Origin of the sequence: Salarchaeum japonicum (assembly GCF_049705945.1) — an archaeon.
Taxonomy (GTDB): Archaea; Halobacteriota; Halobacteria; order Halobacteriales; family Halobacteriaceae; genus Salarchaeum; species Salarchaeum japonicum_A.
This window is the reverse complement of sequence record NZ_JBNAMV010000004.1, coordinates 1,187,352-1,211,748: the sequence shown is the minus strand read 5'-3', so window position 1 is coordinate 1,211,748 and position 24,397 is coordinate 1,187,352. Positions and strand designations below refer to the sequence as shown.

General features: G+C 68.7%; 28 protein-coding genes and 1 tRNA gene. 20 read left to right on the top strand and 9 right to left on the bottom strand.

Annotated features, from left to right (window positions below; translation table 11 throughout):
* Positions 1–37: 37 nt before the first annotated feature.
* Genes ACOZ4O_RS08200 through ACOZ4O_RS08180 form a run of 5 tightly spaced genes read left to right on the top strand, consistent with a single transcriptional unit; the run spans position 38 to position 4,804 of the window.
* Positions 38–1,423: a signal recognition particle protein Srp54 gene (locus ACOZ4O_RS08200; RefSeq protein ID WP_424524820.1), complete on the top strand. Its 1,386-nt coding sequence runs from the start codon at positions 38–40 to the stop codon at positions 1,421–1,423.
* The gene (locus tag ACOZ4O_RS08195) at positions 1,424–2,596 is read left to right on the top strand and encodes an MFS transporter (protein WP_424524819.1); all 1,173 of its coding nucleotides are present in this window, start codon (positions 1,424–1,426) and stop codon (positions 2,594–2,596) included.
* 42 nt (positions 2,597–2,638) lie between these two features.
* Positions 2,639–3,217 (top strand): magnesium transporter, encoded by a 579-nt coding sequence (locus tag ACOZ4O_RS08190; RefSeq protein ID WP_424524818.1) that lies wholly within the window; start codon positions 2,639–2,641, stop codon positions 3,215–3,217.
* On the top strand, positions 3,218–3,775 hold the full coding sequence (locus tag ACOZ4O_RS08185; RefSeq protein ID WP_424524817.1) for a magnesium transporter: 558 nt from the start codon (positions 3,218–3,220) through the stop codon (positions 3,773–3,775).
* Between the two features lie 39 nt (positions 3,776–3,814).
* Positions 3,815–4,804, top strand: coding sequence for a nucleoside recognition protein (locus ACOZ4O_RS08180; RefSeq protein ID WP_424524816.1), 990 nt, complete (start codon positions 3,815–3,817; stop codon positions 4,802–4,804).
* Here ACOZ4O_RS08180 and ACOZ4O_RS08175 read toward each other — a convergent pair.
* Together ACOZ4O_RS08175 and ACOZ4O_RS08170 are read right to left on the bottom strand one after the other, a co-directional pair.
* Positions 4,801–5,208 (bottom strand): RNA-binding domain-containing protein, encoded by a 408-nt coding sequence (locus ACOZ4O_RS08175; protein ID WP_424524815.1) that lies wholly within the window; start codon positions 5,206–5,208, stop codon positions 4,801–4,803. The two genes, ACOZ4O_RS08180 and ACOZ4O_RS08175, sit on opposite strands and share 4 nt — an antisense overlap.
* A complete protein-coding gene (locus ACOZ4O_RS08170) occupies positions 5,205–5,735 on the bottom strand; it encodes an AAA family ATPase (RefSeq protein WP_424524814.1) in 531 nt (176 codons plus the stop codon). Before ACOZ4O_RS08170 ends, ACOZ4O_RS08175 begins: the two co-directional genes overlap by 4 nt.
* 81 nt (positions 5,736–5,816) lie before the next feature.
* Here ACOZ4O_RS08170 and ACOZ4O_RS08165 point away from each other — a divergent pair, with 81 nt between their 5' ends.
* Together ACOZ4O_RS08165 and ACOZ4O_RS08160 are read left to right on the top strand one after the other, a co-directional pair.
* A complete protein-coding gene (locus ACOZ4O_RS08165; protein WP_424524813.1) occupies positions 5,817–6,716 on the top strand; it encodes a carbamate kinase in 900 nt (299 codons plus the stop codon).
* Positions 6,717–6,754: 38 nt separating this feature from the next.
* Positions 6,755–6,829, top strand: a tRNA-Arg gene (locus ACOZ4O_RS08160).
* Between the two features lie 112 nt (positions 6,830–6,941).
* On the opposite strand, the gene ACOZ4O_RS08155 is transcribed toward ACOZ4O_RS08160, so the two are convergent.
* Both ACOZ4O_RS08155 and ACOZ4O_RS08150 read right to left on the bottom strand, forming a co-directional pair.
* Positions 6,942–7,094 (bottom strand): hypothetical protein, encoded by a 153-nt coding sequence (locus tag ACOZ4O_RS08155; protein ID WP_227261261.1) that lies wholly within the window; start codon positions 7,092–7,094, stop codon positions 6,942–6,944.
* A gap of 254 nt (positions 7,095–7,348) precedes the next feature.
* The gene (locus ACOZ4O_RS08150) at positions 7,349–8,452 is read right to left on the bottom strand and encodes an aminopeptidase (RefSeq protein WP_424524812.1); all 1,104 of its coding nucleotides are present in this window, start codon (positions 8,450–8,452) and stop codon (positions 7,349–7,351) included.
* An 85-nt stretch (positions 8,453–8,537) separates the two neighbouring features.
* Between ACOZ4O_RS08150 and ACOZ4O_RS08145 the strand changes: the two genes are divergently transcribed.
* Positions 8,538–9,554 carry a threonine aldolase family protein gene (locus ACOZ4O_RS08145; protein WP_424524811.1) on the top strand — a complete coding sequence of 339 codons (1,017 nt, stop codon included), beginning with the start codon at positions 8,538–8,540 and terminating at the stop codon, positions 9,552–9,554.
* Here ACOZ4O_RS08145 and ACOZ4O_RS08140 read toward each other — a convergent pair.
* Positions 9,551–9,679 (bottom strand): hypothetical protein, encoded by a 129-nt coding sequence (locus ACOZ4O_RS08140; protein ID WP_424524810.1) that lies wholly within the window; start codon positions 9,677–9,679, stop codon positions 9,551–9,553. The genes ACOZ4O_RS08145 and ACOZ4O_RS08140 overlap by 4 nt on opposite strands.
* A gap of 77 nt (positions 9,680–9,756) precedes the next feature.
* Here ACOZ4O_RS08140 and ACOZ4O_RS08135 point away from each other — a divergent pair, with 77 nt between their 5' ends.
* Positions 9,757–10,338 carry an ArsR/SmtB family transcription factor gene (locus ACOZ4O_RS08135; RefSeq protein WP_424524809.1) on the top strand — a complete coding sequence of 194 codons (582 nt, stop codon included), beginning with the start codon at positions 9,757–9,759 and terminating at the stop codon, positions 10,336–10,338.
* A 105-nt stretch (positions 10,339–10,443) separates the two neighbouring features.
* Here ACOZ4O_RS08135 and ACOZ4O_RS08130 read toward each other — a convergent pair whose 3' ends face one another.
* Positions 10,444–10,959: a metallophosphoesterase gene (locus ACOZ4O_RS08130; protein ID WP_424524808.1), complete on the bottom strand. Its 516-nt coding sequence runs from the start codon at positions 10,957–10,959 to the stop codon at positions 10,444–10,446.
* Positions 10,956–11,351, bottom strand: coding sequence for a hypothetical protein (locus ACOZ4O_RS08125; RefSeq protein ID WP_424524807.1), 396 nt, complete (start codon positions 11,349–11,351; stop codon positions 10,956–10,958). Before ACOZ4O_RS08125 ends, ACOZ4O_RS08130 begins: the two co-directional genes overlap by 4 nt.
* Positions 11,352–11,428: 77 nt before the next feature.
* Between ACOZ4O_RS08125 and ACOZ4O_RS08120 the strand changes: the two genes are divergently transcribed.
* Positions 11,429–12,373: a cation diffusion facilitator family transporter gene (locus tag ACOZ4O_RS08120; RefSeq protein ID WP_424524806.1), complete on the top strand. Its 945-nt coding sequence runs from the start codon at positions 11,429–11,431 to the stop codon at positions 12,371–12,373.
* A 45-nt stretch (positions 12,374–12,418) separates the two neighbouring features.
* Positions 12,419–14,611, top strand: coding sequence for an ATP-dependent DNA helicase (locus ACOZ4O_RS08115; protein WP_424524805.1), 2,193 nt, complete (start codon positions 12,419–12,421; stop codon positions 14,609–14,611).
* On the opposite strand, the gene ACOZ4O_RS08110 is transcribed toward ACOZ4O_RS08115, so the two are convergent.
* Together ACOZ4O_RS08110 and ACOZ4O_RS08105 are read right to left on the bottom strand one after the other, a co-directional pair.
* The gene (locus tag ACOZ4O_RS08110) at positions 14,608–15,132 is read right to left on the bottom strand and encodes a 2'-5' RNA ligase family protein (protein WP_424524804.1); all 525 of its coding nucleotides are present in this window, start codon (positions 15,130–15,132) and stop codon (positions 14,608–14,610) included. The genes ACOZ4O_RS08115 and ACOZ4O_RS08110 overlap by 4 nt on opposite strands.
* A gap of 39 nt (positions 15,133–15,171) precedes the next feature.
* The gene (locus ACOZ4O_RS08105) at positions 15,172–15,354 is read right to left on the bottom strand and encodes a DUF7554 family protein (protein ID WP_424524803.1); all 183 of its coding nucleotides are present in this window, start codon (positions 15,352–15,354) and stop codon (positions 15,172–15,174) included.
* A gap of 254 nt (positions 15,355–15,608) precedes the next feature.
* Here ACOZ4O_RS08105 and ACOZ4O_RS08100 point away from each other — a divergent pair, with 254 nt between their 5' ends.
* From ACOZ4O_RS08100 to argF, 9 genes are all read left to right on the top strand, one after another.
* Positions 15,609–16,817: an argininosuccinate synthase gene (locus ACOZ4O_RS08100; RefSeq protein ID WP_424524802.1), complete on the top strand. Its 1,209-nt coding sequence runs from the start codon at positions 15,609–15,611 to the stop codon at positions 16,815–16,817.
* A complete protein-coding gene (gene argH, locus ACOZ4O_RS08095; protein WP_424524801.1) occupies positions 16,814–18,259 on the top strand; it encodes an argininosuccinate lyase in 1,446 nt (481 codons plus the stop codon). The genes ACOZ4O_RS08100 and argH overlap by 4 nt, the downstream gene beginning before the upstream one ends.
* Before the next feature lie 194 nt (positions 18,260–18,453).
* Entirely contained in the window at positions 18,454–18,618 is a 165-nt protein-coding gene (gene lysW / locus ACOZ4O_RS08090) for a lysine biosynthesis protein LysW (RefSeq protein WP_424524800.1), read from the top strand.
* Between the two features lies 1 nt (position 18,619).
* Positions 18,620–19,528: a lysine biosynthesis protein LysX gene (lysX, locus tag ACOZ4O_RS08085; RefSeq protein ID WP_424524799.1), complete on the top strand. Its 909-nt coding sequence runs from the start codon at positions 18,620–18,622 to the stop codon at positions 19,526–19,528.
* The gene (gene argC / locus ACOZ4O_RS08080) at positions 19,525–20,553 is read left to right on the top strand and encodes an N-acetyl-gamma-glutamyl-phosphate reductase (protein WP_424524798.1); all 1,029 of its coding nucleotides are present in this window, start codon (positions 19,525–19,527) and stop codon (positions 20,551–20,553) included. Before lysX ends, argC begins: the two co-directional genes overlap by 4 nt.
* Positions 20,550–21,380: an acetylglutamate/acetylaminoadipate kinase gene (locus tag ACOZ4O_RS08075; protein ID WP_424524797.1), complete on the top strand. Its 831-nt coding sequence runs from the start codon at positions 20,550–20,552 to the stop codon at positions 21,378–21,380. Before argC ends, ACOZ4O_RS08075 begins: the two co-directional genes overlap by 4 nt.
* Complete coding sequence (locus ACOZ4O_RS08070) at positions 21,373–22,500, top strand: aspartate aminotransferase family protein (protein WP_424524796.1); 1,128 nt, start codon at positions 21,373–21,375, stop codon at positions 22,498–22,500. Before ACOZ4O_RS08075 ends, ACOZ4O_RS08070 begins: the two co-directional genes overlap by 8 nt.
* Entirely contained in the window at positions 22,497–23,507 is a 1,011-nt protein-coding gene (locus ACOZ4O_RS08065) for a [LysW]-lysine hydrolase (protein ID WP_424524795.1), read from the top strand. The genes ACOZ4O_RS08070 and ACOZ4O_RS08065 overlap by 4 nt, the downstream gene beginning before the upstream one ends.
* Positions 23,495–24,370 (top strand): ornithine carbamoyltransferase, encoded by an 876-nt coding sequence (gene argF / locus ACOZ4O_RS08060; RefSeq protein WP_424524794.1) that lies wholly within the window; start codon positions 23,495–23,497, stop codon positions 24,368–24,370. Before ACOZ4O_RS08065 ends, argF begins: the two co-directional genes overlap by 13 nt.
* Positions 24,371–24,397: the final 27 nt, after the last annotated feature.

Below are 24,397 nucleotides of genomic sequence, written 5' to 3'. Positions count from 1 at the left end.
AAAGCCTTTAACCGACGCGGCGACTATCTGTCGTCAAATGGTACTCGACGACCTGGGGAGTTCCCTTCGCGGGACTCTAGATAAGCTGCGCGGGCAGTCCCGCATCTCCGAGGAGGACGTCGATGAGGTCGTCAAGGAGATTCAGCGCTCCTTGCTGCAGGCGGACGTGGACGTCAGCCTCGTGATGGACCTCTCCGACTCCATCAAGGAGCGGGCGCTGGAGGAGGAGCCGCCGGGCGGAACGACGGCGCGCGACCACGTCCTCCGCATCGTCTACGAGGAGCTCGTGGACCTCGTCGGCGACTCGACGAACCTCCCGCTCGAAGAACAGACCATCATGCTCGCGGGCCTCCAGGGGTCGGGGAAGACGACCTCTGCGGCGAAGATGGCGTGGTGGTTCTCGAAGAAGGGACTGCGGCCGGCAGTCATTCAGACGGACACGTTCCGGCCGGGAGCGTACGACCAGGCGAAGCAGATGACGGAGCGCGCGGAGGTCGACTTCTACGGCGACCCCGACGAGGATGACCCCGTGAAAATCGCGCGGGAGGGCCTCGAAGCCACGAGCGACGCGGACGTGCAGATTGTGGACACGGCGGGCCGGCACGCGCTGGAGGACGACCTCATCGACGAAATCGAGGAGATCGAGGCCGAAGTCCAGCCGGACCGCTCGCTTCTCGTGCTCGACGCGGCTATCGGGCAGGGCGCGAAGGACCAAGCGCAACAGTTTGAGGAGTCCATCGGCATCGACGGCGTCGTCATCTCGAAGCTCGACGGAACGGCGAAGGGTGGCGGTGCGCTGACGGCGGTGAACGAGACCGGCTCTACCATCGCGTTCCTCGGGACCGGGGAGACCGTGCAGGACATCGAGCGGTTCGAGCCGGACGGCTTCATCTCCCGGCTGCTCGGGATGGGTGACCTGAAGCAGCTCACCGAGCGCGTGGAGCGCGCGATGGAGGAGACCGGCGACGAGGACGAGGACTGGGAGCCCGAGGACATGCTGAAGGGCGAGTTCACGCTGAAGGACATGCGTCAGCAGATGAGCGCCCTGGACAACATGGGGCCGCTGTCGCAGGTGATGGACATGATTCCCGGGATGGGCGGCGGGATGATGGACCAGTTGCCGGACGACGCGATGGACGTGACGCAGGACCGGATGCGGCAGTTCGAGGTCGTGATGGACTCCATGACCGAAGAGGAACTGGAGAACCCGCGGAGCGTCGGCGCGAGCCAGATTCGCCGCGTCGCGAAAGGCGCAGGTGTCTCCGAGGAGACGGTGCGTGAACTCCTGGAACAGCACAAGATGATGGCGCGCACGATGAAGCAGTTCCAGGGAATGGGCGACGGCGACATGCAGCGCATGATGAAGAAGATGGGCGGCGGCGGTGGCGGCGGTGGCATGGGCGGCATGGGGCCGTTCGGATAAGTGACGGCCCGGGAGACGCTCGCGGACCTCGACGCGCTCGTTCTCGCCGCGGGTATCTGGTTCCTCGCGAAGTTCCTCCGGTACGCGTTCCCGCCGCTGTTCCCGGCGTTCAGCGCCGAGTACGACGTGAGCAATGCCGCGCTCGGCGTGGCGTTCACGGCGATGATGCTCGTGTACGCACTCCTGCAGTTCCCGTCGGGCGCGCTCGCGGACCGCCTCGGCCGCGTCCCCGTCATCGCCGCGGGGGCGGTCGTGGCCGCAGTCGGCGCGCTCGCGCTCACCGTCGACGTTCCCTACCTCGTGCTCGTCGCGGCGATGGTGCTGGTGGGGGCGGGAACGGGCGTCCACAAGACCGTCGCCGTCGGCTTACTATCGGCGACGTATCCCTCGCGAACCGGGCGGTCGCTCGGCGTGCTGGACACGTTCGGCGCGTTCGGCGGCGTCGTCGCGCCCGCCGCAGTGCTCGTGCTCGCGGACGCCGGCGGCTGGCACGCCGTCTTCCTCCCCGCCGGCCTGCTCGGCCTCGCGCTCGCCGGCGTGTTCGTCGCGCGCGTCGACGACCCCGACAAGAGAGAAGCCGAAACGGGCGGCGGGACGCCCGTTCGCGCGTACCTCGGGCTGTTCCGGGACGCGCGGTTCAGCGCGTTCGTCCTCGTCACCGTGGGGTTCTCGTTCGCGTACAACGGCGTCGTCGCGTTCCTCCCGCTCTACCTCACGGACGCCGCGGGCGCGAGCGACGGCGCCGCCGGCCTGCTCTATTCCGGGCTGTTCCTCGTGAGTCTTGTCCAGCCGGTGACGGGCGAACTCGCCGACCGTTTCAGTCGAATCCGCGTCGTCGCGGGGACGCTCGCGCTCGCCTTGGTCGGCCTCGCTGTCCTTCTCGTGGCGGACGCGCCGCTCGTCGTGCTCGCCGCTGGCGTCGTCGCGTTCGGCCTCGGGAGCCACGGCTTCCGACCCGTCCGGGGCGCGTACCTCGTCGACCTCGTCCCCGACTCGATGGCGGGCGGCGGCCTCGGCGTCGTCCGAACCATCCTGATGGGCGCCGGCGCGCTCGCGCCCGCCGTCGTCGGCATCGTCTCCGAACGCGCCTCGTACGGCGCCGCGTTCGCGCTCCTCCTGGTGTCGCTCGCGGCCGCGGCGGCCGTCGCGCTCTGGCTCGCGGCCTCGGAGTGACCGGCCCGGTTTTTTAACCGTTCCCGCACATCTCACTGGTACATGAGCATCCGGGCGGTCGCGCGGGACGCGTACGGGGAAGCGCTCGGCGTGCTCGCGCTCTCCGCCGTCGGCGGCCTGTTCGCCGGCGTCGTGCTCGGCGGGATGGAGCGCGAACTCACCGTCGTCCCCGGCCTCCTCGTGCTCGTCCCCGCGCTGCTCGCGACCCGCGGGAACGTCTACGGGTCGCTCGGCGCGCGCCTCGCCACCGGCCTCCACCAGGGACTCGTCGAACCCGACCTCTCGCTCGACGACGACCGCGTCCGCGCCGCCGTCACCGCCGCGATGGCGAACGGCGTCGCCGTCTCCGCGGTCGCCGCCGTCCTCGGCTACCTCGTCCTCCTCGGCCTCGGCCGCCCCGCCGCACCGCTCCCCGGTCTGCTCGTCGTCGCGCTCGTCGCCGGCGTGCTCTCGGGAATCGGACTGACCGTGGTCGTCGTGGTCGCCGTCTTCCTCGGGTATCGCCGCGGGATGAACCCGGACACGCTCGCGGGCCCCGTCGTCACGACCACCGGCGACGTCATCGGCATCGCCACCATGCTCGCGGGCGCACGGGTCGCCATCGCGCTCGGGGTGACGTAGGTGCCGGAGAACTGGACCGTCCGGGGAATCATCCGCGCGACCTTCCCCCTGCTCGTCGGACTGACGCTCGTCGAACTCGCGAGCGGGCTCGTGCTCGACACCGGCCAGGAGATACTCACGACGTATCCGAGCCTCCTCACGCTCGTCCCAGTGACTATCGGAATGGCTGGAAACCTCGGGAGCGTGCTCGCAAGCAGGCTCTCCACCGCGCTCCACCTCGGGACGCTCGGGTTCGACGCGCGGGACGACGAACTCGCCGGGAACGCGCTCGCCACCATCGCCCTCGGTCTCACGCTCTTCCCGCTCGTCGGCGCGGGCGCGTGGGTCGTCCAGTTCGCGCTCGGCGGCCTCGTCCTCCCGCTCACGACCGTCGTCGTCGTTGCGACCGCGAGCGGCGTCGTCCTCGCCGTGCTCGCCGTCGTGGTCGCAGCCGCCGCGACCTACGCCGCGTACCGCTTCCGCCTCGACCCCGACGACGTGGTGATTCCGGTCGTCACGAACGTCTGCGACGTGCTCGGCGTCGTCGTGTTGCTCACCGCCGTGGAACTGTTCGTCTGAAGCGGACCGCCTTTCTTCCCCGAGTACCTACCAGAGAGTGTGTCACTCGCGGGCCTCCTCGGCGACGTGCTCCCCCGGGTCGCGTCCATCGCCGTGTTCATCTCGCTGGGGCTGTTCGCGGCGAACCTCCTCGTCGCGTTCGGCCTTGTGGAGAAAGTGGCGGGGCTCGCACGCTACCTCACCGGGCCGGCGAACCTCCCGGACGGCGTCGGAACCGCGATACTCGCGACGGCCGCGAGTCCGACCGCGGGCTACGGGATGCTCGCCGAGTTCCGCGAGGAGGGATTGAGCGACGCCGCGACACTCATCGCGGTCACGATAAACACGTTCTTCGGGTTCGTCCAGCACATCTTCACGTTCTACCTCCCGGTGCTCATTCCGATTCTCGGCCTGGAGGTCGGCGTGATGTACGTCGGCGCGCGCGCCGCAATCAGCCTCGCGATTACGCTCACGGGAATCCTCGCGGGGATGGTGCTGTTGTCGTCCCCGGAACCGCTGTCCGCGACGCCGAGCGGCCCCGACACCGAGAACGCGACGCGTCGGGAGAAACTCCAAGAAGCGGGCGAACGGACGGCGTCGAAGCTGACGACCATCGTGCCGCGGCTGGCGGTCGTCTACCTCGCCGTCGCGTGGTTGACGACGAACGACTTCGCGAACGCCCGCCTGCTCGCGGACGCCGCCACGGGAGTGACCGGCATGTCGCTTCCGGACGTGCCCGCGCGCTCACTGCTCGATACGGTGGGGTTGCCGGCGGCGGCCGTTCCCGTGGTGGCGGTGTTCGCGGTGGACACGACGAGCGGCGCGGCGACCATCGCACCCCTGCTCGACGGGACGTTCACGGCACGGCAGGCGGTGGCGACGATGCTCATCGGCGGTATCGTCTCCTTCGCGTTCTCGACGTTCAAGCGCTCGATTCCGTTCCAGTACGGCATCTGGGGACCGAGCTTCGGGTCGAAAGTCGTCGCGCTCAACACGCTACTCAAAGTCGCGTTCATCGGCGCGACGCTCGTCGTTCTGCTCGCGCCCTAGTCCTCGATGGGTTTTCCGTCGCGGGTCTCGGGTGCGAGGTGCGTGACGAACTCGTCCACGCTCGGCTCCTCCACCTCGACCTCGACGTGGATGTCGCCGAGTTCCGCGGGGCTTCCGACGGAGAAGTTCACGACGCCCTGAACCGCCGCCTGCTTCTTCAAGTCGAACGAGAACCCGTCGTCGGTTCGATTCCGCTGGAACTCGGAGCGCGCGGTGTCGAGGATTTCCTGCTCGTACAGGCGTTCGCGGAACGCGTCGAAGTCGTGGGTCGTTCCCCGGACCTCGTCGTCGGTGACGATGAGGTCTGCGTTCGGGAAGAGTTCGCGAATCGCGTCGGCAACGCGTTCGGAGACCTCGGTCGGCTGCACCGGCGCAGTGATGGTGGCGGTGATGGCGTACATCACGCGAGTAGTTCCTCGATTTCTTCTTGGAAGGAGTCCAGGCTTCCGGTGTTCTCGACGGTCACGTCGGCGCGTTCGATGGCGTCGTCCATCCCGAACCCGCGTTCGCGCTCGTCGCGCTCCCGGAGCGACTCGGCGTCGGCGTTGTCGCGGCCACGCGTCGTGATGCGTTCGTTTCGGAGGTCGAATGGCGCGTACACGTTCACGAGCAGGAAGTCGTCGCCGAACGCCTCCTCGAATCGCTCTACTTCCGTGCCGGAACGGATGCCGTCCACGAGCACGGTGTCGTTCTCGTCGAGCGCGTCCCGAATCATGGGGAGCGAGCGGTCGGCGATGGCGGCGGGGCCGCCCTCCTCCCGGAGCGCCTGTGCGACCTCGCCGTGGTGGGTGGCGGGGTCGAGGCCGCGGTCGCGGCAGGCCTGCCGGATGACGTCCCCCATCGTCACGACGGGCACGCCGAGCGTCTCCGCGACGGCCGCGGCCTCGCTCTTCCCGCTGCCGGGGAGGCCGACGATACCGATGACAGTCATGGGCGTTGGTAGCCGCGTCCACCCTAAAAGCACACCCCTTCGGGGAGTACGGCTTAGTGGCCCGCGCGGGAACCCGATGGTATGCGGACCGTGGTCGCACTCGGCGGGAACGCGCTCGTGTCGGGCGGCGAAGGCAGCGTCGCGGAGATGCGCGACCACCTCGCGCGCGCCACGCCGGAGCTCGGCGCGCTCGCGGACCGCGGCCACGACCTCGTCGTGACGCACGGAAACGGCCCGCAGGTCGGCAGTCTCCTCGAAGAACAGGCGGCCACGGACACTCCCGAGCGGCCGCTGGACGTGCTGGTTGCGGAGACGCAAGCCCAGATCGGGACGCTCGTCGTTCGCGCGCTCGACGACGAACTCGACGCGCGCGCCGTCTCGATGGTGACGCACGCGGTCGTCGACCCCGACGACGACGCCTTCGACGACCCAGCGAAGCCCGTCGGTCCCTACCTCAACGCGGAGACGGCCGCGGCCGCGGACTACCCCACGCGCGAGGTCGAGACCGAGCAGGGGACCGTTCATCGCCGCGTCGTCGCCAGTCCGAAACCCCGCGAACTGCTCGAATCCGAGCACGTCGCCCGACTGGTGGACGCCGGTACGCCCGTCGTCTGCGGCGGTGGCGGCGGCGTTCCCGTCTCCCACGGAGACTCCACGGAGGGCGTGGAGGCGGTCGTGGACAAGGACTACACCACGGAACTGCTCGCGCGCGAGACCGACGCCGACACGCTTCTGATGGTGACGGACGTCTCTCACGCGTACCGAGGGTACAACACGCCCGACGAAGAGCCGATTCGGGACGTGAGCGCCGAGACGATGCGCGACTACCTCGACGCCGGGGAGTTCGAAGCCGGGAGCATGCACCCGAAAGTCGACGCCTGCCTCGACTTCCTCGACGCCGGCGGCGAGCGCGCCATTATCACCAGTATCGACGACGTGGCCGCTGCCGTCGACGGCGACGCAGGCACCCGGATTTCGTAACCCAACGGCTTTTGTCCGCCGGCGCGTACCTCGGCCGAGGGCACGTAGCTCAGCTCGGATAGAGCGTTCGGCTTCTAACCGAACGGTCGGGGGTTCAAATCCCTCCGTGCCCGTGACTGTAGGTTTTTGCGATGGAGAAAACTCAGATCGTGTCGCCCCGGAGAGGACGGAATTCTGGGTCGCGTGCTGCGGCTGCCCGGGTGTATGCGTGAGGGTGGGAGGGCGTCAGGTCATCAGTTCGGCAACTTCGTCGAAGTCGCTGCGGCAGAACGGACAACGGTAGTTGGTCTCGAAGCCCGTGGTCTGTGCGACGGTACGCGTTTCGAGTTCGTGCATGGCGATGCCGCGTTCGCACTCCGGGCAGTCGAGCTGAGGCATGTGGTACCACACACCTGCCAAACACTTAAAACGTGGTATGAAAGTTCGTACCACACTCTCGACGTACGGGAGTTCGATGACGAACGGCCAAAAGCGAGTACGACCCCTCGACGGCGAGCGTTGAAGTACGATGGCGCGGCCAGCGGGCGGTGTGACGTAACGACAGTCGGCCGGGGGACGAGACGGGAGCGCGGCGCACCTCGGTCGACCGAACTGCCGCCTGTCAGCCCCATTCGGAGAGCGACGTGCTCGCGTTAGCCGTCGAACCCGTCTTCGAAGCGGAAGGTGCCGTCGCGCTGCACGACTTCTCCATCGACCTCGATAACGGAGTCCTCGCTCATGTCCACAATCATGTCCACGTGCGTCGCCGACTCGTTGGGTTCGCGGTCGTCGGGAACGCAGGCGTCGTACGCCATGCCGACGGCGAGGTGGACGGTGTCGCCCATCTTCTCGTCGAACAGCATGTTGTACGTGAACTGGTCGATATCTCGATTCATCCCGATACCGAGCTCACCGAGGTGGCGCGCGCCCTCGTCCGTCTCCAGAACGCTCGTGAGCACGTCGCGGTTCTTCCCGGCGTCGTGCTGGACGACGCGGCCGTCCTCGAATTCGAGGTAGGCGTCCTCTATCTCCCGGCTCTGATGGTAGAGCGGGAGGTCGAACCGAACAGTCCCCTCGACGCTGTCGGGAACGGGCGCGGTGAACACCTCGCCGCCGGGGAGGTTGTGTTCGCCGTGGTCGTTCAGCGTCTTCATCCCGGAGACGCTCATCGTGAGGTCCGTCTCGTCCCCCGAGCGGATACGCACCTCGTCCGCCGGGTCGAGAATCTCGACCATCTGCGACTGATGTTCGCGCTGGGCCTCCCAGTCCTTGTTGACGGCGTTCCACACGAACTCCTCGTACTCGCCGGTGCTCATGCCGGCGAGCTGTGCGTCCGCCGGCGTCGGATACTGCGTGAGACACCACTGGGTCGAGAGGAGTTCGGTGCGCGCGGGCTGAATCGCGCGCTGATAGGCGGCGTTCTGTTCGTCGTCCACGTCGGCGCGCTCGGCGACGTTATCGTGTCCGCGGATGCGGATGGTCGCGTCGGTTTCCTCGAAGAGCGCCTGGAGGTGGTCGGGGTTCTCGAACTCGTCGGCCTCCCGGAGATACGCGCGAGCGGCGCGATCCGCGCCGAGGCTCGTGTCGCCGCCGTACAGCATGACGGGGGTCGCGCCCTCCTCGGCGAGTCGTTCGTAGACGGCGACGGCGAGGTCTTCCGCCACCGGCGGCGCGGTGACGGCGACCCGGTCGCCGTTCTCGATGCCGGTGGAGTGCGAGACGATGACGTCGGCGTGGTCGCGGATACGGGGATCCATACCGGAACCTGGCGGGGGACGCGAAAACCGCTTTCGGAGTGCCGGAACCGCGAGCGTTTTCCTCCTCGGCGGGCGAGTCGAGGGTATGCTCGATTTCCGGAGCGACACCGTCACGCGACCGACCGAGGAGATGCGGGAGGCCGCGCAGACGGCGGACGTTGGCGACGACGTCTACCGCGAGGACCCGACCGTGAACGAACTCGAAGCCGAGGCCGCTGCGCGCGTGGGGATGGAGGCCGCGATGTTCGTCCCGTCGGGGACGATGGGGAACCAGGTCGCGGCGCGCGTCCACACCGAACGCGGCCAGGAGGCGCTCGTGGAGGAGACGAGTCACGTCTACAAGTACGAACTCGGCGGGTTCGCGCAGCACTCCGAACTCCAGGTGCGGACGTTCGACGGCGGCGAGAACGGCGCGCCGACGCCCGCCCAGGTCGAAGCGGGCTACGTGGCGGAGGAACTCCACCGACCGGGCACGGGCCTGCTCTGCCTCGAAAACACGCACAACGTGAAGGGCGGCGTCGCCGTCGACCCGGACGCCATCGGCGCGGCGGCGGCTGCGGCGCGCGACCACGGCGTCCCCGTCCACCTCGACGGCGCGCGGTTGTTCAACGCCGCCGTCTCTCTCGACGTGCCCGCGAGCGACATCACCGAACACGTGGACTCCGTGATGTTCTGCCTCTCGAAGGGACTCGGCGCGCCCGTCGGGTCGATTCTCGCGGGTGACGCGGCGTTCATCGAGCGAGCGCGCCGCGTCCGAAAGCTGTTCGGCGGCGGGATGCGGCAGGCCGGCATGGTCGCCGCGCCGGGACTGGTCGCGCTGGAGAACGTCTCCCGACTCGCCACCGACCACGAGAACGCGGCGGCGCTCGCGGCCGGTCTCGACGCCATCGACGGCCTGCGCGCGTCCGCGCCGGACACAAACATCGTGCTCGTCGACACCGCGGACGCGGGTCTCACCGCGAGCGAACTCGTGGAGCGCTGCGAGCGCGAGGACGTGCGTGCGTCGGTGTTCGGCGAGTATACTGTTCGGTTCTGCACGCACCAGAACGTGGATTCGACGGACGTGACGACCGCTATCGAGACGGTCACAGACGCGGTTTAGTCCTTCCCATCGTGGAAGCCGTCCCGGAACCCGGACACCGTCCGGATGAGGAAGCGATAGACGTAGAGGACGAACGCGACGAAAATCGCGGCAATCGCGTAGAACACCGGGTCGTCGGGGAGCACACGTGAGAGGTGCCCGTAGTCGCGTATAGGGTTTTCGCCGAGTAACGCTAAAGCCGGAGGACGCTCAAGGAGGGGGTATGTCCCTCTTGCCCTCCCAGAAGCCGGACGCGCCCGACGGGGACCCGCGCGTCATCGGTGTGGACTCGGACGACGCCGACCAGGTGTTGTCCGCGCTCTCCGCCGGCACCGCTCGCACGATGCTCACCGCGCTCCACGAGGAACCGGCGACCGCGTCCGAACTCGCGGACGAGGTGGATACGAGCCTCCAGAACGCCCAGTACCATCTCGGGAAGCTCCGGGACGCCGACCTCGTGGAGGTCGCGGGCACCTCGTACTCGGAGAAGGGCCGCGAGATGACGGTGTACGCGCCGACGGACGCGCCGCTCGTGTTGTTCGCGGGCGACGAGAACACGGGGAGTACGGTGCGGTCGATGCTCGGCGGCCTCCTCGGCGCGGTCGCCCTGCTCGGTGTCGCGTCCCTGCTCGTGCAGTTCCTTGCTGAACGCGTCCTCGCGCCGAGCGGGAGCGGTGGCGGGGTCTCGACCGCGAGCACGGAGACGGCGTCGAACGCGGCGGCGGCCGTGCCGCCGGGCGTCCTGTTCTTCCTCGGCGGCCTCCTCGTGCTCTGCCTCGCCGTGGGATACCGGTACTGGAGATAACTCAAACGGCCGTTTGAGTCTTCACGAACTACTTGATGTATCCGATGGTAGAGACAGGTACAGGCCGCTCCCCCGTGGCCTGACCGCGTCCTCGTGACGCACCCGCTACGTTCGGCCCTCCACCCCGAACGCCTCGACGACCGTTCCGTCCTGTCGCTTGATTTCTCCCGCCAGTCCGGTCTCCGTCGGTTCGAGTTCCGCGTGCGTCACCGGATGGCTCCGGGGTTCCGCGTGCGTCCCGGGATTGAGTAACACCAGGTCGCCCACGTCCGTGACGTTCGGGCGGTGCGTGTGTCCGGAAATCACGAGGTCGGCGCCGTGCTGGCGGCCGAACATCGCGAGACCGGTCTCGCCGCCGCGTTCGGTGTGCGTCAGCGCGACCCGGACGCCGTCGAGGTCGACGGTCCGAGCGCTGGGGAGGCGGTCGCGGACGCCCTGTGTGTCCGCGTTCCCGTGCACGGCGTGCAGGCGGTTCGCGGCGTCGTGGAACGCGTCGAGCGCCGATTCGGTCGTGAAGTCGCCCGCGTGCAGGACGGCCTCGGCGGCGTCGACGGCGTCGCGGGTGCGTCCGGCGAGTTCGTGACCCGTCTCGCTGTGCGTGTCGGAGACGACGGTAATCATGCCGGGGGGACCGCGACGGCGAGCAGGTAGAGAGCGGCACCGGTGACGGCCGCGCCGACGAGGGACTGAACGTGAATCCGGACGGCCTTCCGGCGGTCGGCGCGGCGCGCGGCGTCGTCAACGACCTCGTGACGGTCGTTCGCGCTGTCGCTCACGTCGTAGATACCGGCGGTCGCGAATCCCGCGCAGAACCGCTGTGCGCCCTGAAGTACGCCTTCGAACCCCGCGAACAGGGGGACGACGGCGGCGAGCATCCAGACGGCGGGGAACGAGAACGCGTACACCGCGACGGCCACGGCGGCGGCCACGGCGAACCCCGCAACGCCGAACGCGTACCGCTTTCGTTGCTCTCCCGCGCCGATGTTACACACGCCTGGCTGGTACTCCGTCATACGTCCGGGAAGGGCGGCGACCACCGAAACGGTTCCGGCGGGCGCTTTTTTCACGCCACGGGGAGAAGCCACCGGTAATGGCGTCAAGCAAGTCTGTGGTTCTCGCGGCGTTGTTCGCGAACGCCGCCATCGCGGTCCTGAAGTTCATCGGGTTCACACTCACCGGGAGTCCGGCGATGCTCTCGGAGACGTACCACTCTATCTCCGATACGGGCAACCAGATATTCCTCCTCATCGGCCTGCGGTACGGCGGGAAGAAAGCCACCCGCGCCCATCCGTTCGGGTACGGGAAGGCGCAGTTCTTCTACGCGTTCCTCGTGAGCGTCCTCCTGTTCGGCATCGCCGGCTGGGAGAGCTTCAACCACGGCTACCACGCGCTCACCAGCCACACGTCCGCCGCACCGGCGGGAGATGTCACGCTGCTCTCCCAGACGTTCCCCGCCGTCTGGGTGAACTACGGCGTCCTCCTCGGCGGCATCGGATTCGAGTCGTACGCGCTCCGACAGGCGATTCTCGGGATGCGGGCGGACATCCGCCGGCACGACTGGAGCGGGTTCCGTGAGGCGTTCCGGAAGACCTCGAACGTCACGACGCTCACCGCGTTCACCGAGGACCTCATCGCCGTCACCGGCCTCGTGCTCGCGCTCGTCGGCGTCTTCCTGAGCGACACGACCGGCGACCCGGTCTACGACGCCGCCGCCGCGCTCCTCATCGGCGTGCTCCTGATGGGGTTCGCGGTCGCGCTCGCCTGGGAGAACAAGCGCCTCCTGGTCGGCGAGAGCCTGCAGAAAGAAGAGGAAGACGACCTGCGCGCCATCATCGCCGACTGGGAGGGCGTCGAGGAAATCGAGGACCTCCGCACCGTGTTCTTCGGCCCGAACCGCGTGCTGGTGACCGCTGACGTGGTGTTCGACTCCTCGTGGGACACCGAACGCATCGACGACACCATCACCGCCATCGAGGACGAACTCCAGGCCACGAACAGCGACGTGCGGAAGGTCTACATCGAACCCGAGGTGTAGCGGAACCCCGAGTTTAAGCCGTTTCGCGGTCAATACGTTCCCAACGTGGCTTCGAGCAACGCGGACTACCTCCGGTTCTTCCCGAAACCGTCGCCGTACGACAATCAGTCGGCGGCGATGGCGCGGATTCGGGAGTCCTTGGAGGACGGCCGGAACGTCCTGTTCGAGGGGGCGTGCGGAACGGGGAAGACGCTGGCGTCGCTCGCGCCGGCGCTGTCGTACGCGCGGGAGACGGACAAGACGGTCGTCATCACGACGAACGTCCACCAGCAGATGCGGCAGTTCGTCCGTGAGGCCCGAGAGATTCACGCGGAGGAACCCATCCGGGGCATCGTGTTCAAGGGGAAGGGCGAGATGTGCCACATCGACGTGGGGTACGAGGAGTGTCAGGTGCTCCGGGACAACACCCACGAGGTCGTGGACGCGGAGCGCGACAGGGAGCAGTTAGTGGAGCGCCAGCAGGAGTTGTTGGACGCGGCGAACGAGGGCGAGTCGGGGGCGGCGGACGCGCGGCAGGCCGTGATGGACGAACTCGAATCCGTGGAGGCCGAACTGGAGGAGTTGGAAGAGAAGAACACCTGTGAGCACTACTACGAGAACCTCACGGCGGACACGGACGACTTCTACGCGTGGCTGTACGACGACGTCCGAACTCCCGAGGATATCTACGAGTACGCGGCGATGGAGGGGCTCTGCGGGTACGAACTCCTCAAGGACGGCATCGAGGGCGTGGACCTCGCGGTGTGTAACTACCACCACCTGCTCGACCCCGGCATCCGCGCGCAGTTCTTCCGCTGGCTCGGCCGCGACCCCGAGGACGTGGTGGTGGTGTTCGACGAGGCGCACAACGTCGAGGGCGCAGCGCGCGACCACGCCTCAGAGACGCTCACCGAGAACACGCTCGACGAAGCGGTTTCGGAGTTAGAGGAGTCGAGCGACGCGCGGGCGGACGCGGCGCTGAACGTCGTCGAGGCGTTCCGGGACGCGCTCGTGGAGACCTACGAGGACTCCTTCGGGTACGGGGACGCGGAGCGCGTCGGGGAGAACTGGGAGGACGTGCCGGTCGCGAACGAGACCAAGCGCGACGACCTCACGCTCGCGTTCCTGGAGCACTACGAGGGGCGCGGCATCAGCACGGACGTGGACGACGCGTTCGCGCTCGGCGAACACCTCGACGACGAGTACGAGGACGCGTACCGGAACGGGGACGCGACCACCCGGCAGGACTGTCAGACCCTGCAGTGCGCGCGGTTCGTGGACGCCTACCTGACGAAGGGCACGGAACTCGGCCAGTATCCCACCGTCTCCGTTCGCCGGGATTCGGGCACCGGGAACATCTACGGTCGCGCGGAACTCTACACGTGCATCCCCCGGGACGTCACCACCGAGCTGTTCGAGGACGTGCACGCGAGCGTGCTGATGAGCGCGACGCTGCGGCCGTTCGACGTGACCGCGGACGTGCTCGGACTGGAGGACCCGGAGACGATGGCGTACGGCCTCCAGTTCCCGGAGGACCGCCGGCGGACGTTCGCCGTGGACACGGAGCCGTTGTTTTCGAGCAACCGGGAGGACCCGGCGGTGCAGCGGGAGTACGCGGACGCGCTCCGGGACTTCGTGGAGTTCTCCGCGGGGAACACGCTCCTGTTCTTCCCGAGTTACTCGGAGGCTGAGCGCTATCACGACCTGCTCGCGGACGCGGACGCCGCGCGCTACCTGGACGAACCGGGCGTGAGCGCGCAGGACCTCCGGGAGGAGTTCGTGGCGGACGACGACGCCGTGCTGTTCACGAGCCTCTGGGGGACGCTCGCGGAGGGCGTGTCCTTCGACGGCGACGACGCGCGCTCGGTGGGCGTGGTGGGCGTGCCGTACCCGCATCTGGACGAGCGGGCGCAGGCGGTGCAGGACGCGTACGGCGAGGCGTTCAAGGACACGGGCCGTCAGCGCCGCGGCGAGGACCCGGGCTGGCGGTACGCCGTCGAGATTCCGACGGTTCGGAAGACGCGGCAGGCGCTCGGGCGCGTCATCCGGTCGCCGGACGACTTCGGCGTTCGCGCGCTCTTTGACCGTCGGTACACGAAGGAGTCGCGGACGGCGATGCGGAAGTACAGCGTGAACAACGCGTTTCCGCCGGAGGAGCGCGCGGAACTCATCGACATCGCTCCTGAGAAACTGAAGTTCGCGACTCTGAACTTCTACGGCGACATGGACGCCTGGGACGGCAGTCCGCCGCGGCCCTAGGCGGGAAGGGAGAGCGTGCTGATTCGTTCGTGGTGGGTGGCGTCCCGGAACTCCAGTTCCTCGACGGTCCACGTCACGGAGTCGACGTCGGCGGCGAGCACGTCGTCGAGCGCCGATTGGGCGCGGAACCCGGAGAGGTCGCGGGCGAGCGTGACGTGCGGCGTGTAGTCGTCGCCCTCCATCCCCGGGACGGGGTCGAAGGCGTCACAGAGTCGTCGGTGGATCTCGTGGAGGCCGGGGCTCTCGACGGCGAGGTAGACGACGGGGCTCGTGCCGCTCGGCGGGTCGCGGAACGCGTCGATTCCGGAGATTCGGCACTCGAAACTCGGCGCGCCGCGGAGGGCGTCACGGACGCGGCGCTCGTTCTCGCGGTACGTGCGGCGGTTCTCAGCGGGGAGGCGTTTCGCGACGAGCGAGCGCGTGCGGCGCTCTCGGACGCGGTCGAACGGCGTGAGGAGCGGGCGGAGGTCGTCCACGACCGCGTGGACGGGGTCGGGGACGGGGACGTTCACGCTGTACACGCGAGAGAACAGGGACTGCGGAGGTTTGCTGTTGTCGGCTCAGATGCGGTCGAGGAGCCAGAGGACGATGATGGCGGCGATGAGCAGGCCGACGATGGGGCCGGCGATGGCCGCGAGCGTGCCGACGATTTCGCCGACGATTTCGAGGGCGAGCCAGACGACGACGAGCACGAGCACGATCTTGAGGAGGTCCTCCACCTCCAGTTCGCCACGGTTGCGCATAGCCGGCGGTTCGCGGTCGCCCCTGATAACGTATGCGGCGCGTGCCGCGATGACGAAACCCATTAATACGAGGGCGAGTGTAAGAACGGGTACGATGATGACGGCTCCCGCCAACGCGCGTTCGCGTCCGGTGAGTGAGTCGTCCGCCGCTTTCCTCGCGCGACGACGACGACCGGGGTCTCCTGACCCCAACTAGTTACTCCCCCACGTCGGTTGGTCGTTCGCGCGCTCACTAACTTCGGAATCCAACGATAATGTCAGGAAAAGCGGCGCTCGCCTTCTCGGGCGGGCTCGATACGACGGTCTGTGTACCGCTGCTAAAGGAAGAGTACGGTTACGACGAGGTCATCGGCGTCACGGTCGACGTCGGCCAACCCGAGTCGGAGTTCGCCGAGGCCGAGGAGACGGCCGAGGCGCTCGACTTGGAGCACTTCGTCGTCGACGCGAAGGACGACTTTGCCTCGCTGTGTATGGACGCAGTGCAGGCGAACGCCGACTACCAGGGCTACCCGCTCGGGACGGCGCTCGCGCGGCCGGTCATCGCGAAAGCCATCCTCGAAGTCGCGGAAGAGGAGGGCTGTGCGGCGGTCGCGCACGGCTGTACCGGAAAAGGAAACGACCAGCTCCGCTTCGAGGCGGTGTGGCGGAGCTCCGACCTCGAGGTCGTCGCGCCGGTCCGTGAGATGGGACTCACTCGCGAGTGGGAGGTCGACTACGCGGCCGAGAAGAACCTGCCCGTCGAGGGCGGGAACGCGGGCGTGTGGAGTATCGACTCGAACCTCTGGAGTCGCAGCATCGAGGGCGGCCAGCTGGAGGACCCGGGGTACGTGCCGCCGACGGACATCTACGAGTGGACGGACGACCCCGGTGAGGAAACCGAGCTCGTCGAAATCGAGTTCGAGGCGGGCGTGCCGGTCGCGGTGAACGGCGAGGAACTCCCGCAGGTGCAGCTCATCCAGTACTTGAACGACCTCGCGGGCGGGTACGGCGTCGGCCGTACGGACATGATGGAGGACCGCATGCTCGGGCTGAAGGTCCGCGAGAACTACGAGCATCCGGCGGCGACGACGCTCCTGAACGCGCACGAGGCCCTTGAGGGTCTCGTGTTGACGAAGGAGGAGCGCGACTTCAAGCAGGAAGTCGACGCGCAGTGGTCGCAGAAGGCCTACGAGGGCCTTGTCGACGCGCCGCTCGTCGACGCCCTGGAGGGCTTCATCTCGACGACGCAGGAGCGCGTCACCGGAACGGTGACCATCAAGTTCGAGGGCGGGCAGGCGCGTCCGGTCGCGCGCGACAGCGAGTACGCGGTGTACTCGGAGTCCGCGGCGTCGTTCAACACGGAAACCGTGGACGGCATCGAGCAGGCGGACGCCACCGGGGTCGCGAAGTACCACGGGTTCCAGTCCCGTCTCGCGAACAAGTCGAAGCCGACGCTCACGACGGACGGGGGCGACGACGAATGAGCGACGGAGAGGACTCGACAGCGGTTCGCCGGGAGCGCTTTAGCGGCGGCCCCGCCCGCGAGTTCCTCTCCTCGATGGGCGCCGATTCCCGTATTTTCGCCGCGGACCTCGCGGTGGACCGCGCGCACGTCGTGATGCTCGCCGAGCAGGGAGTCATCGAGGAGTCGGCGGCCGCGACGATTCTGGGCGCGCTCGACGACGTGGAGTCGGCGGGGTTCGACGCCCTCCCGGACGGCGAGGACGTGCACGAGGCCATCGAAACCGCCGTCATCGACCGCGTCGGGCCAGTCGGCGGGAAGATGCACACGGCGCGCTCGCGGAACGACGAGGTCGCGACCTGCATCCGCCACCGGTTCCGCGACGACCTGTTGGACGCCGTGGAGACCACTATCGCGTTCCGGGAGGCGCTCCTGGAGACCGCCGCGGAGCACGCGGACACGGTGATGCCGGGGTACACGCACCTCCAGCCGGCGCAGCCGGTGACGGTCGCGCACTTCCTGCTCTCCTACGAGTCCGCGGTCGCGCGTGACACCGAACGTCTCCTCGACGCCTACTCGCGGACGAACCGGAGTCCGCTGGGCGCGGCGGCGTTCGGCGGCACGCCGTTCGACATCGACCGCGAGCGCACCGCCGACCTCCTCGGATTCGATTCCGTCGTCGAGAACAGCATGGACGCGTCCTCGACCCGGGACTTCCTCGTGGAGGGCGTGTCCGCGCTCGCGGCGCTCGCGACGACGGTCTCGGGGCTGGCGGAGGACCTCGTGGTGTTCTCGAACAAGGGCCTCCTCGACCTCGCGGACGACTACTCCTCGACGTCCTCCATCATGCCGCAGAAGAAGAACCCGGACACGCTCGAACTCGTCCGCGCGACCGCGGGCGACGCGGCGGGCGCGCTCCAGGGGCTGCTCACGACGCTGAAGGGACTTCCGAGAGCGTACAACCGCGACCTTCAGTCCGCGACGGGCTACGGCTGGACGGCCGTGGACGAAGTCAGCGAGGCCGTGGAGGTGGCCGCGGGTGCGGTCGCCACGGCGGAGTGGCCGGTGGCCGCGCTCGCGGACGCCGCGGGCGAAGGGTTCTCGACCGCGACGGGCGTCGCGGACACGCTCGCGATGGCGGGCCTCCCGTTCCGCACCGCGCACGAAATCGTCGCCGAGGCCGGGACGGGCGACCTCGCCGCGCTCGACGATGCGGCGCGCGCGGTGACGGGCGAACCGCTCGCGGACCTCGCGGACATCGAGGCCGTGGAAGCGGCGTTGGACCCGGCGGCGAGCGTGGCGATGCGCGATTCCTTCGGCGGTCCCGCGCCGGACGCCGTCGCGGGCGCGCTCGACCGCGCGGCGGAGTCGGTCGCCGCGGACGTGGACGCCGTGGACGCGCGCCGGAACGCGCTCGCGGACGCCGACGACGCGCTCGCGGCGGAGGTGGCGGCCTATGAGTGACCACGCGGCCGCCGGACTGCTGCGACGACCGCGACCCCCGCTCGGGGGACTTTATAACTACAGCACCGGCTTCGGCTCTCGGTTTCGTTCGGATTTTTCGGGCGTTTTGCCCGGGTAGCGACCCGCACACGTTTTGTTAATTTTTCTGACAGGTTCGACGTGTTTAAGTGAGTGTAGTCGGTACTCGTGAGTGTATGACAGACTGTGTCGAGTGCGGGGCGGAAGTCTCCCTGCACGAGGACCTCGAAGTCGGAGAGATCGTCGACTGTGACACCTGCGGCCAGGAACTCGAAGTCGTCGACACCGAGCCTCCCGTCCTCGACCGGGCTCCCGAGCTCGACGAGGACTGGGGGGAGTAGCGTGAACATCGGCATCCTCTACTCGCGGATACGGAAGGACGAGAAGCTCCTCCTCTCCGAACTCCGCGAGCGCGGCCACACCGTCGAGAAGCTCGACGTTCGCAAGCTCGAGTTCGGCGTCGGCGACCCCCCCGAGGGCGTCGCGGACCTCGACATCGTGCTCGACCGGTGTCTCGCCACCAGCCGCAGCCGGTACGCCACCCAGTTCGTCGACAGCTACGGCGTTCCGGTCGTGAACTCGCCGGACACCGCCGACCTCTGCGCGGACAAGGCGAAGACGAGCATCGCGCTCGACGACGCGGGCGTCCCGACGCCGGAGACGACCGTGGCGTTCGACACGGACAGCGCGCTCTCCGCCATCGAGGAGTTCGGGTATCCCTGCGTCGTCAAGCCCGTCGTCGGGTCGTGGGGTCGCCTGATGGCGAAACTCGAATCCCGGAGCGCCGCCGAAGCCGTGCTCGAACACAAGGCCACGCTCGGCCACTACGAGCACAAGGTGTTCTACGTTCAGGAGTACGTGGAGAAACCCGGCCGCGACATCCGCGTCGTCGCGCTGGACGGCGAGCCGGTCGCCGCGATGACGCGCTCGGCCGACCACTGGCTCACCAACGCCGCGAAGGGCGCGAAGACCAAGGAGTTCGAGCTCACGCCCGAGGTCGAATCCCTCGTCGAACGCGCGAGCGACGCGGTCGGCGGCGGCCTCCTAGGTGTGGACCTGATGGAGACCAACGCGGCGCGGAGCGCCGCGGAACAGTCGAGCGGCGACGAGCCGCGAGACCCCTCGTACACCGTGCACGAGGTGAACCACACGGTCGAGTTCAAGGCGCTGAACGACTGCGTCGACATCGACGTGCCCGCGGCCGTGGTTGACTGGCTGGAGGCGAAAGCCGAGACGGGGGTGCCGGCATGAAGGTCGGCGTCGTCGGTGCGTCGGGGTTCACGGGCGGCGAGCTCTGCCGGCTCGTCGATTCGCATCCCGAGTTCGAACTCACGACCGCGACGAGCCGCGAGTACGCGAACAAGACGCTGGGGAGCGTCCATCCAAACCTCCGCGGACTCGACCTCCGCTTCTCGCATCCGGACGACCTCGACTCGCTAGACGTGCTGTTCGTCGCCGCGCCGCACGGTGTGACGATGGAGCACGTCGAGGAGTACCGCGACCTCGCCGACCTCGTGGTCGACCTCTCGGCGGATTTCCGCCTCGATTCCGAAGACCAGTACGATGAGTGGTACGACGGCCACAGCGCGCCCGAACACATCGCGGACGGCGTGTACGCGCTCCCCGAACTCCACCGCGAGGACTTGCCGGGCGCGGAGTTGGTGGCGTCGGGCGGCTGTAACGCGACCGCGACGATTCTGGGACTGAAACCGCTCGCTGACGCGGGCATCCTCGACGGCGCGGACGTGACCGTCGACGTGAAAGTCGGCTCGTCGGAGGGCGGTGCGGGCGGCGGCGCGGCGTCCTCGCATCCCGAGCGTTCGGGCGTCGTGCGGCCGTACGCGCCGACCGGCCACCGCCACGAGGCCGAAATCGAACAGGAACTCGGCGTCCAAGTCGGGTTCACCGCGCACGCGGTGGACATGACGCGCGGCGCGGCCGCGACCTGCCACGTCTACCCCGAGGACCTCCCCGGAACGGGCGACCTCTGGCAGGCGTTCCGCGAGTGCTACGAGGACGAACCGTTCGTCCGCCTCGTCGCCGGAAGTGGTGGCGTCTACCGCTATCCCGAACCGAAGGCGGTGGCCGGCACGAACTACGCCGACATCGGGTTCGAACTCGACGAGCGCAACGGCCGCGTCGTCGTGTTCTCCGCCATCGACAACATGATGAAAGGCTCGGCGGGACAGGCCGTGCACGCGGCGAACGTCGCGCTCGGCATCGACGAGACATCGGGCCTGGAGTTCGACGGACTCCATCCCGTGGGGGCGCCATGACGTTAGTCGTCAAAATCGGCGGCGCGCGCGCCGTGAACCCGGCGGGCGCGCTGACGGACATCGCGCACCTCGTGTTGAACGACGAGGACGTGGTGGTCGTGCACGGCGGGTCGACCGCGGTGGACGACCTGCTCGACGACCTCGACATCGAACCGGACTACGTGGAATCCCCCTCGGGGATGACGGGTCGGTTCACGGACGCGGAGACGATGGACGCGTTCACGATGGCGATGGCTGGCGTGAACACCGACCTAGTCGCCGCACTCCAGGACACCGGCGTGCCCGCGGTGGGCGTGTCGGGCGTGGACGGCGCACTTCTCACCGGCCCGCGGAAGTCGATGGTGAAGGTCGTGGAGGACGGGAAGAAGAAGATTCGCCGGGGCGACCACTCCGGGAAGATAACGGACGTGAACACGGATTTGCTCGACACCTTGCTCGACGAGTACGTTCCGGTCGTTTCGCTCCCGATGCTCGCGGAGGCTGGCGTGCCGGTGAACGCGGACGCGGACCGCGCGGCGGCGGCGGTCGCTGGCGCGCTCGACGCCGACCTCGTGGTTCTCACGGACGTCGCGGGCGTGTACGCGGACCCGGACGACCCCGGGACGCTCGTGGACACCGTCGAGTCCCCTGAGGGTCTCGATGCGGTCGAGGAGTACGCGGAGGGGTTCATGTCGAAGAAGGTGCTCGCGGCGACGGAAGCGCTCGACGGGGGCGCGGCGTCCGTGACCATCGCGGACGCGAACGCGAACGACCCCATCGTCTCCGCGCTCTCCGGCCGCGGCACGCACTTCACGCCGGGCGCGCTCGGAGGTGAGACCGATGCCTGAGGCGTCGTTCGTCTTCGGCGAGAAACCCATCCGTATCGAGTCCGGCGACGGCGTCCACCTCCACGACGACGACGGGAACGCGTACCTCGACTTCGGCGCGAGTTACGCGTGTACACCGCTGGGGCACAGCCATCCCGCCGTCGTCGACGCCGTTCAGGAACAGGTCGCGGAGTTGACGTTCGTCCAGGGGTCGTATCCCGTGGACGCCCGCGACGGCCTCTACGAGCGCCTCGGCGCGCTCGGGCCGGGCGACTGCTCGAACGTCTGGCTCTGCAACTCGGGAACTGAAGCGAACGAGGCCGCGTTGAAGTTCGCGCGGCACGCCACCGGAAATTCAGAAATCGTCGCGGCGACCCGCGCGTTCCACGGGCGGACGATGGGGTCGCTCGCGGCGACGTGGAAGGACGAGTACAAGGAAGGGTTCGGGCCGCTCCCCGAGGGGTTCACGCACGTCCCGTACGGTGATTCGGAGGCGCTCGCCGAGGCGGTCACGGAGGACACCGCGGCGGTCATCCTCGAACCCGTGCAGGGCGAGGGCGGCATCAACCCCGCTCCGGACGGCTACCTCGAGGCCGCGCGTGACGCGACCGACGCGGCGGGCGCGGCGCTCGTGTTCGACGAGATTCAGACCGGGCTCGGCCGCACGGGAACGCTCTGGGCGTGCGAGGACGCGGGCGTCACGCCCGACATCCTCACCACGGCGAAGGGCCTGGGGAACGGCCTGCCCGTCGCCGCCACGCTCTGCGCGGACTGGATCGCCGAGGACGCCGGGTCGCACGGCTCGACGTTCTCCGGCGGCCCCGTGGTCTGCGCGGCCGCGAACGCCACGCTCGACGCCATCGTCGAGGAGGACTTGCCCGCGCACGCCGCCAGCCTGGGCGAGACGTTCAAGAACCGGCTGGGCGACATCGACGACCTCCGGGACGTGCGCGGCGAGGGCTTGCTCGTGGGTGTCGAGGTGAAACGCGGGGCGAACCGCGCGCTGCGCGACCTCGCGCTGAACCACGGCGTGCTCGCGCTCCCGACCGGACGGACGGTCGTGCGGTTCCTCCCGCCGCTCGTCGCGACTGAGGAGCACTGCACGACGGTTGCCGACGCGCTCGAATCGGTGGTCGGATGACCCGGAGCCTGCTCCGCGACCTCGTCGAGACGCCCTCGGTGTCCGGCGACGAAGCCGCGGCGGCCGCCGTGCTCGTCGACTTCTTCGAGTCCCACGACCGCGAGGTCCGGGTCGACGCGGTCGGAAACGTCCGCGCGCCCGCCGACGACTCCGTGCTCCTCACGTCCCACGTGGACACCGTCCCCGGCGACATCGAGGTGCGCGTCGAGGACGACACCCTCTACGGCCGGGGGAGCGTGGACGCGAAGGGACCGCTCGCGGCGATGGCGACCGCCGCCGTCGAAACCGGCGCGTCGTTCGTCGGCGTCGTCGGCGAGGAGCGCGACTCCCGGGGCGCGCGCCACCTCGTCGCGAACCGCGACGAACCGGACGCCGTGGTGAACGGCGAACCCTCCGGCTGGGACGCCGTGACGCTCGGCTACCGCGGCCTCCTTCCGGCGCGCTACGAGGTGGAGACGCCGACGGCGCACGGGTCGCTCCCGGAGCCGAACGCCATCGACCACGCGACCGCGTGGTGGGAGAACGTCCGGAGAGCGTTCGCGGAAGAGTCCGAGTCCGTGTTCGAGACGGTGACGCCGACGCCGCTCGACCTCACCGGCGGGACGAGCGGGGATGGCCTAAGCGTGGACGCCACGCTCACCGCGTCGTTCCGCCTGCCGCCGGAGACGAGCGCGGACGACGTGAAGGAAACGCTCGCGGGCCTCACCGAGCACGGGAGCGTCTCCTACGACCAGCACTACCAGCCGGTGATGGCGTCCGCACGTACGCCGGTCGCTGGCGCGCTCCGCGCCGCCATCCGCGAGGAGGGCGGGAGTCCGGGGCACGTCCGGAAGACCGGGACGAGCGACATGAACGTGTACGCCGCGGCCTGGGACTGCCCGATGGCGACCTATGGCCCCGGCGACTCCGAGTTGGACCACACGCCGAACGAACACCTCGATCTCGCCGAGTACGACCGGAGCGTCCGGGTGCTCTCGGCGACCGCAGACCGCCTATGCACTTCCTGACTATAGACGACCTCACGCCCACGGAGTTGGATAGCGTGCTCACCAGCGCCCGCGACCTGAAGGGCGACTACGACGGAACCCCGCTCGCCGATACGAGCCTCGCGATGCTGTTCGAGAAGGCGAGCACCCGAACCCGCGTGAGCTTCGAGGTCGGAATGACGAAGCTCGGCGGACACGCCGTCTTCCTCGGGAAGGACGACATCCAGCTCGGGCGCGGCGAACCCGTGCAGGACACCGCCCGGGCGCTCGCGTGCTACGCCGACGCCGTGATGGCGCGCGTGGACGACCACGAGACGCTCGAAACGCTCGCGTCCTACTCGGACATTCCGGTCGTGAACGGCCTCTCGGACGAATCCCATCCGGTGCAAACGCTCGCCGACCTCCTCACCGTCGAGGAAGTCGTGGGCGAGGACGCTTCCGTCGCCTGGGTCGGGGACGGGAACAACGTCGCCGCGTCGTTCGTCGTCGGCGCGGCGATGCGCGGCCACGACGTCTCCGTCGCCACGCCGGACGCGTACGCGCTCGACGGCGGCGTGTTCGACCGCGCGAGCGACTACCCCGGCACCGTCACCGCGACCGCCGACCCCGCGGAAGCGGTCGCCGACGCCGACATCGTCTACACGGACGTGTGGGTGAGCATGGGCGACGAGGACGAACGCGAGGAACGCCTCGACGCCCTCCAGCCCTACCAGGTGAACGAGGAGCTACTCGTGGGAACGAACGCGAAGGTGATGCACTGTCTGCCCGCGCACCGCGGCGAGGAAATCACCGAGAGCGTGCTGGAGAGCGAGCGAGCGGTCGTGTGGCGGCAGGCGGAGAACCGGATGCACGGCCAGAACGGCCTGCTCCTCGAACTGGTGTAGTTGCGCGAAGCGCCCCCTATTTGTGGC

Coding starts and splice junctions, on each gene's coding strand:
- ACOZ4O_RS08190 (WP_424524818.1), top strand. CDS start 2,639: ATGAGCATCCGGGCGGTCGCGCGGGACGCGTACGGGGAAGCGCTCGGC.
- ACOZ4O_RS08135 (WP_424524809.1), top strand. CDS start 9,757: ATGTCCCTCTTGCCCTCCCAGAAGCCGGACGCGCCCGACGGGGACCCG.
- argF (WP_424524794.1), top strand. CDS start 23,495: ATGCACTTCCTGACTATAGACGACCTCACGCCCACGGAGTTGGATAGC.
- ACOZ4O_RS08170 (WP_424524814.1), bottom strand. CDS start 5,735: ATGACTGTCATCGGTATCGTCGGCCTCCCCGGCAGCGGGAAGAGCGAG.
- ACOZ4O_RS08125 (WP_424524807.1), bottom strand. CDS start 11,351: ATGACGGAGTACCAGCCAGGCGTGTGTAACATCGGCGCGGGAGAGCAA.
- lysW (WP_424524800.1), top strand. CDS start 18,454: ATGACAGACTGTGTCGAGTGCGGGGCGGAAGTCTCCCTGCACGAGGAC.
- ACOZ4O_RS08070 (WP_424524796.1), top strand. CDS start 21,373: ATGCCTGAGGCGTCGTTCGTCTTCGGCGAGAAACCCATCCGTATCGAG.
- argH (WP_424524801.1), top strand. CDS start 16,814: ATGAGCGACGGAGAGGACTCGACAGCGGTTCGCCGGGAGCGCTTTAGC.
- ACOZ4O_RS08165 (WP_424524813.1), top strand. CDS start 5,817: ATGCGGACCGTGGTCGCACTCGGCGGGAACGCGCTCGTGTCGGGCGGC.
- ACOZ4O_RS08105 (WP_424524803.1), bottom strand. CDS start 15,354: ATGCGCAACCGTGGCGAACTGGAGGTGGAGGACCTCCTCAAGATCGTG.
- ACOZ4O_RS08130 (WP_424524808.1), bottom strand. CDS start 10,959: ATGATTACCGTCGTCTCCGACACGCACAGCGAGACGGGTCACGAACTC.
- ACOZ4O_RS08145 (WP_424524811.1), top strand. CDS start 8,538: ATGCTCGATTTCCGGAGCGACACCGTCACGCGACCGACCGAGGAGATG.
- argC (WP_424524798.1), top strand. CDS start 19,525: ATGAAGGTCGGCGTCGTCGGTGCGTCGGGGTTCACGGGCGGCGAGCTC.
- ACOZ4O_RS08065 (WP_424524795.1), top strand. CDS start 22,497: ATGACCCGGAGCCTGCTCCGCGACCTCGTCGAGACGCCCTCGGTGTCC.
- ACOZ4O_RS08200 (WP_424524820.1), top strand. CDS start 38: ATGGTACTCGACGACCTGGGGAGTTCCCTTCGCGGGACTCTAGATAAG.
- ACOZ4O_RS08075 (WP_424524797.1), top strand. CDS start 20,550: ATGACGTTAGTCGTCAAAATCGGCGGCGCGCGCGCCGTGAACCCGGCG.
- ACOZ4O_RS08120 (WP_424524806.1), top strand. CDS start 11,429: ATGGCGTCAAGCAAGTCTGTGGTTCTCGCGGCGTTGTTCGCGAACGCC.
- ACOZ4O_RS08150 (WP_424524812.1), bottom strand. CDS start 8,452: ATGGATCCCCGTATCCGCGACCACGCCGACGTCATCGTCTCGCACTCC.
- ACOZ4O_RS08100 (WP_424524802.1), top strand. CDS start 15,609: ATGTCAGGAAAAGCGGCGCTCGCCTTCTCGGGCGGGCTCGATACGACG.
- ACOZ4O_RS08155 (WP_227261261.1), bottom strand. CDS start 7,094: ATGCCTCAGCTCGACTGCCCGGAGTGCGAACGCGGCATCGCCATGCAC.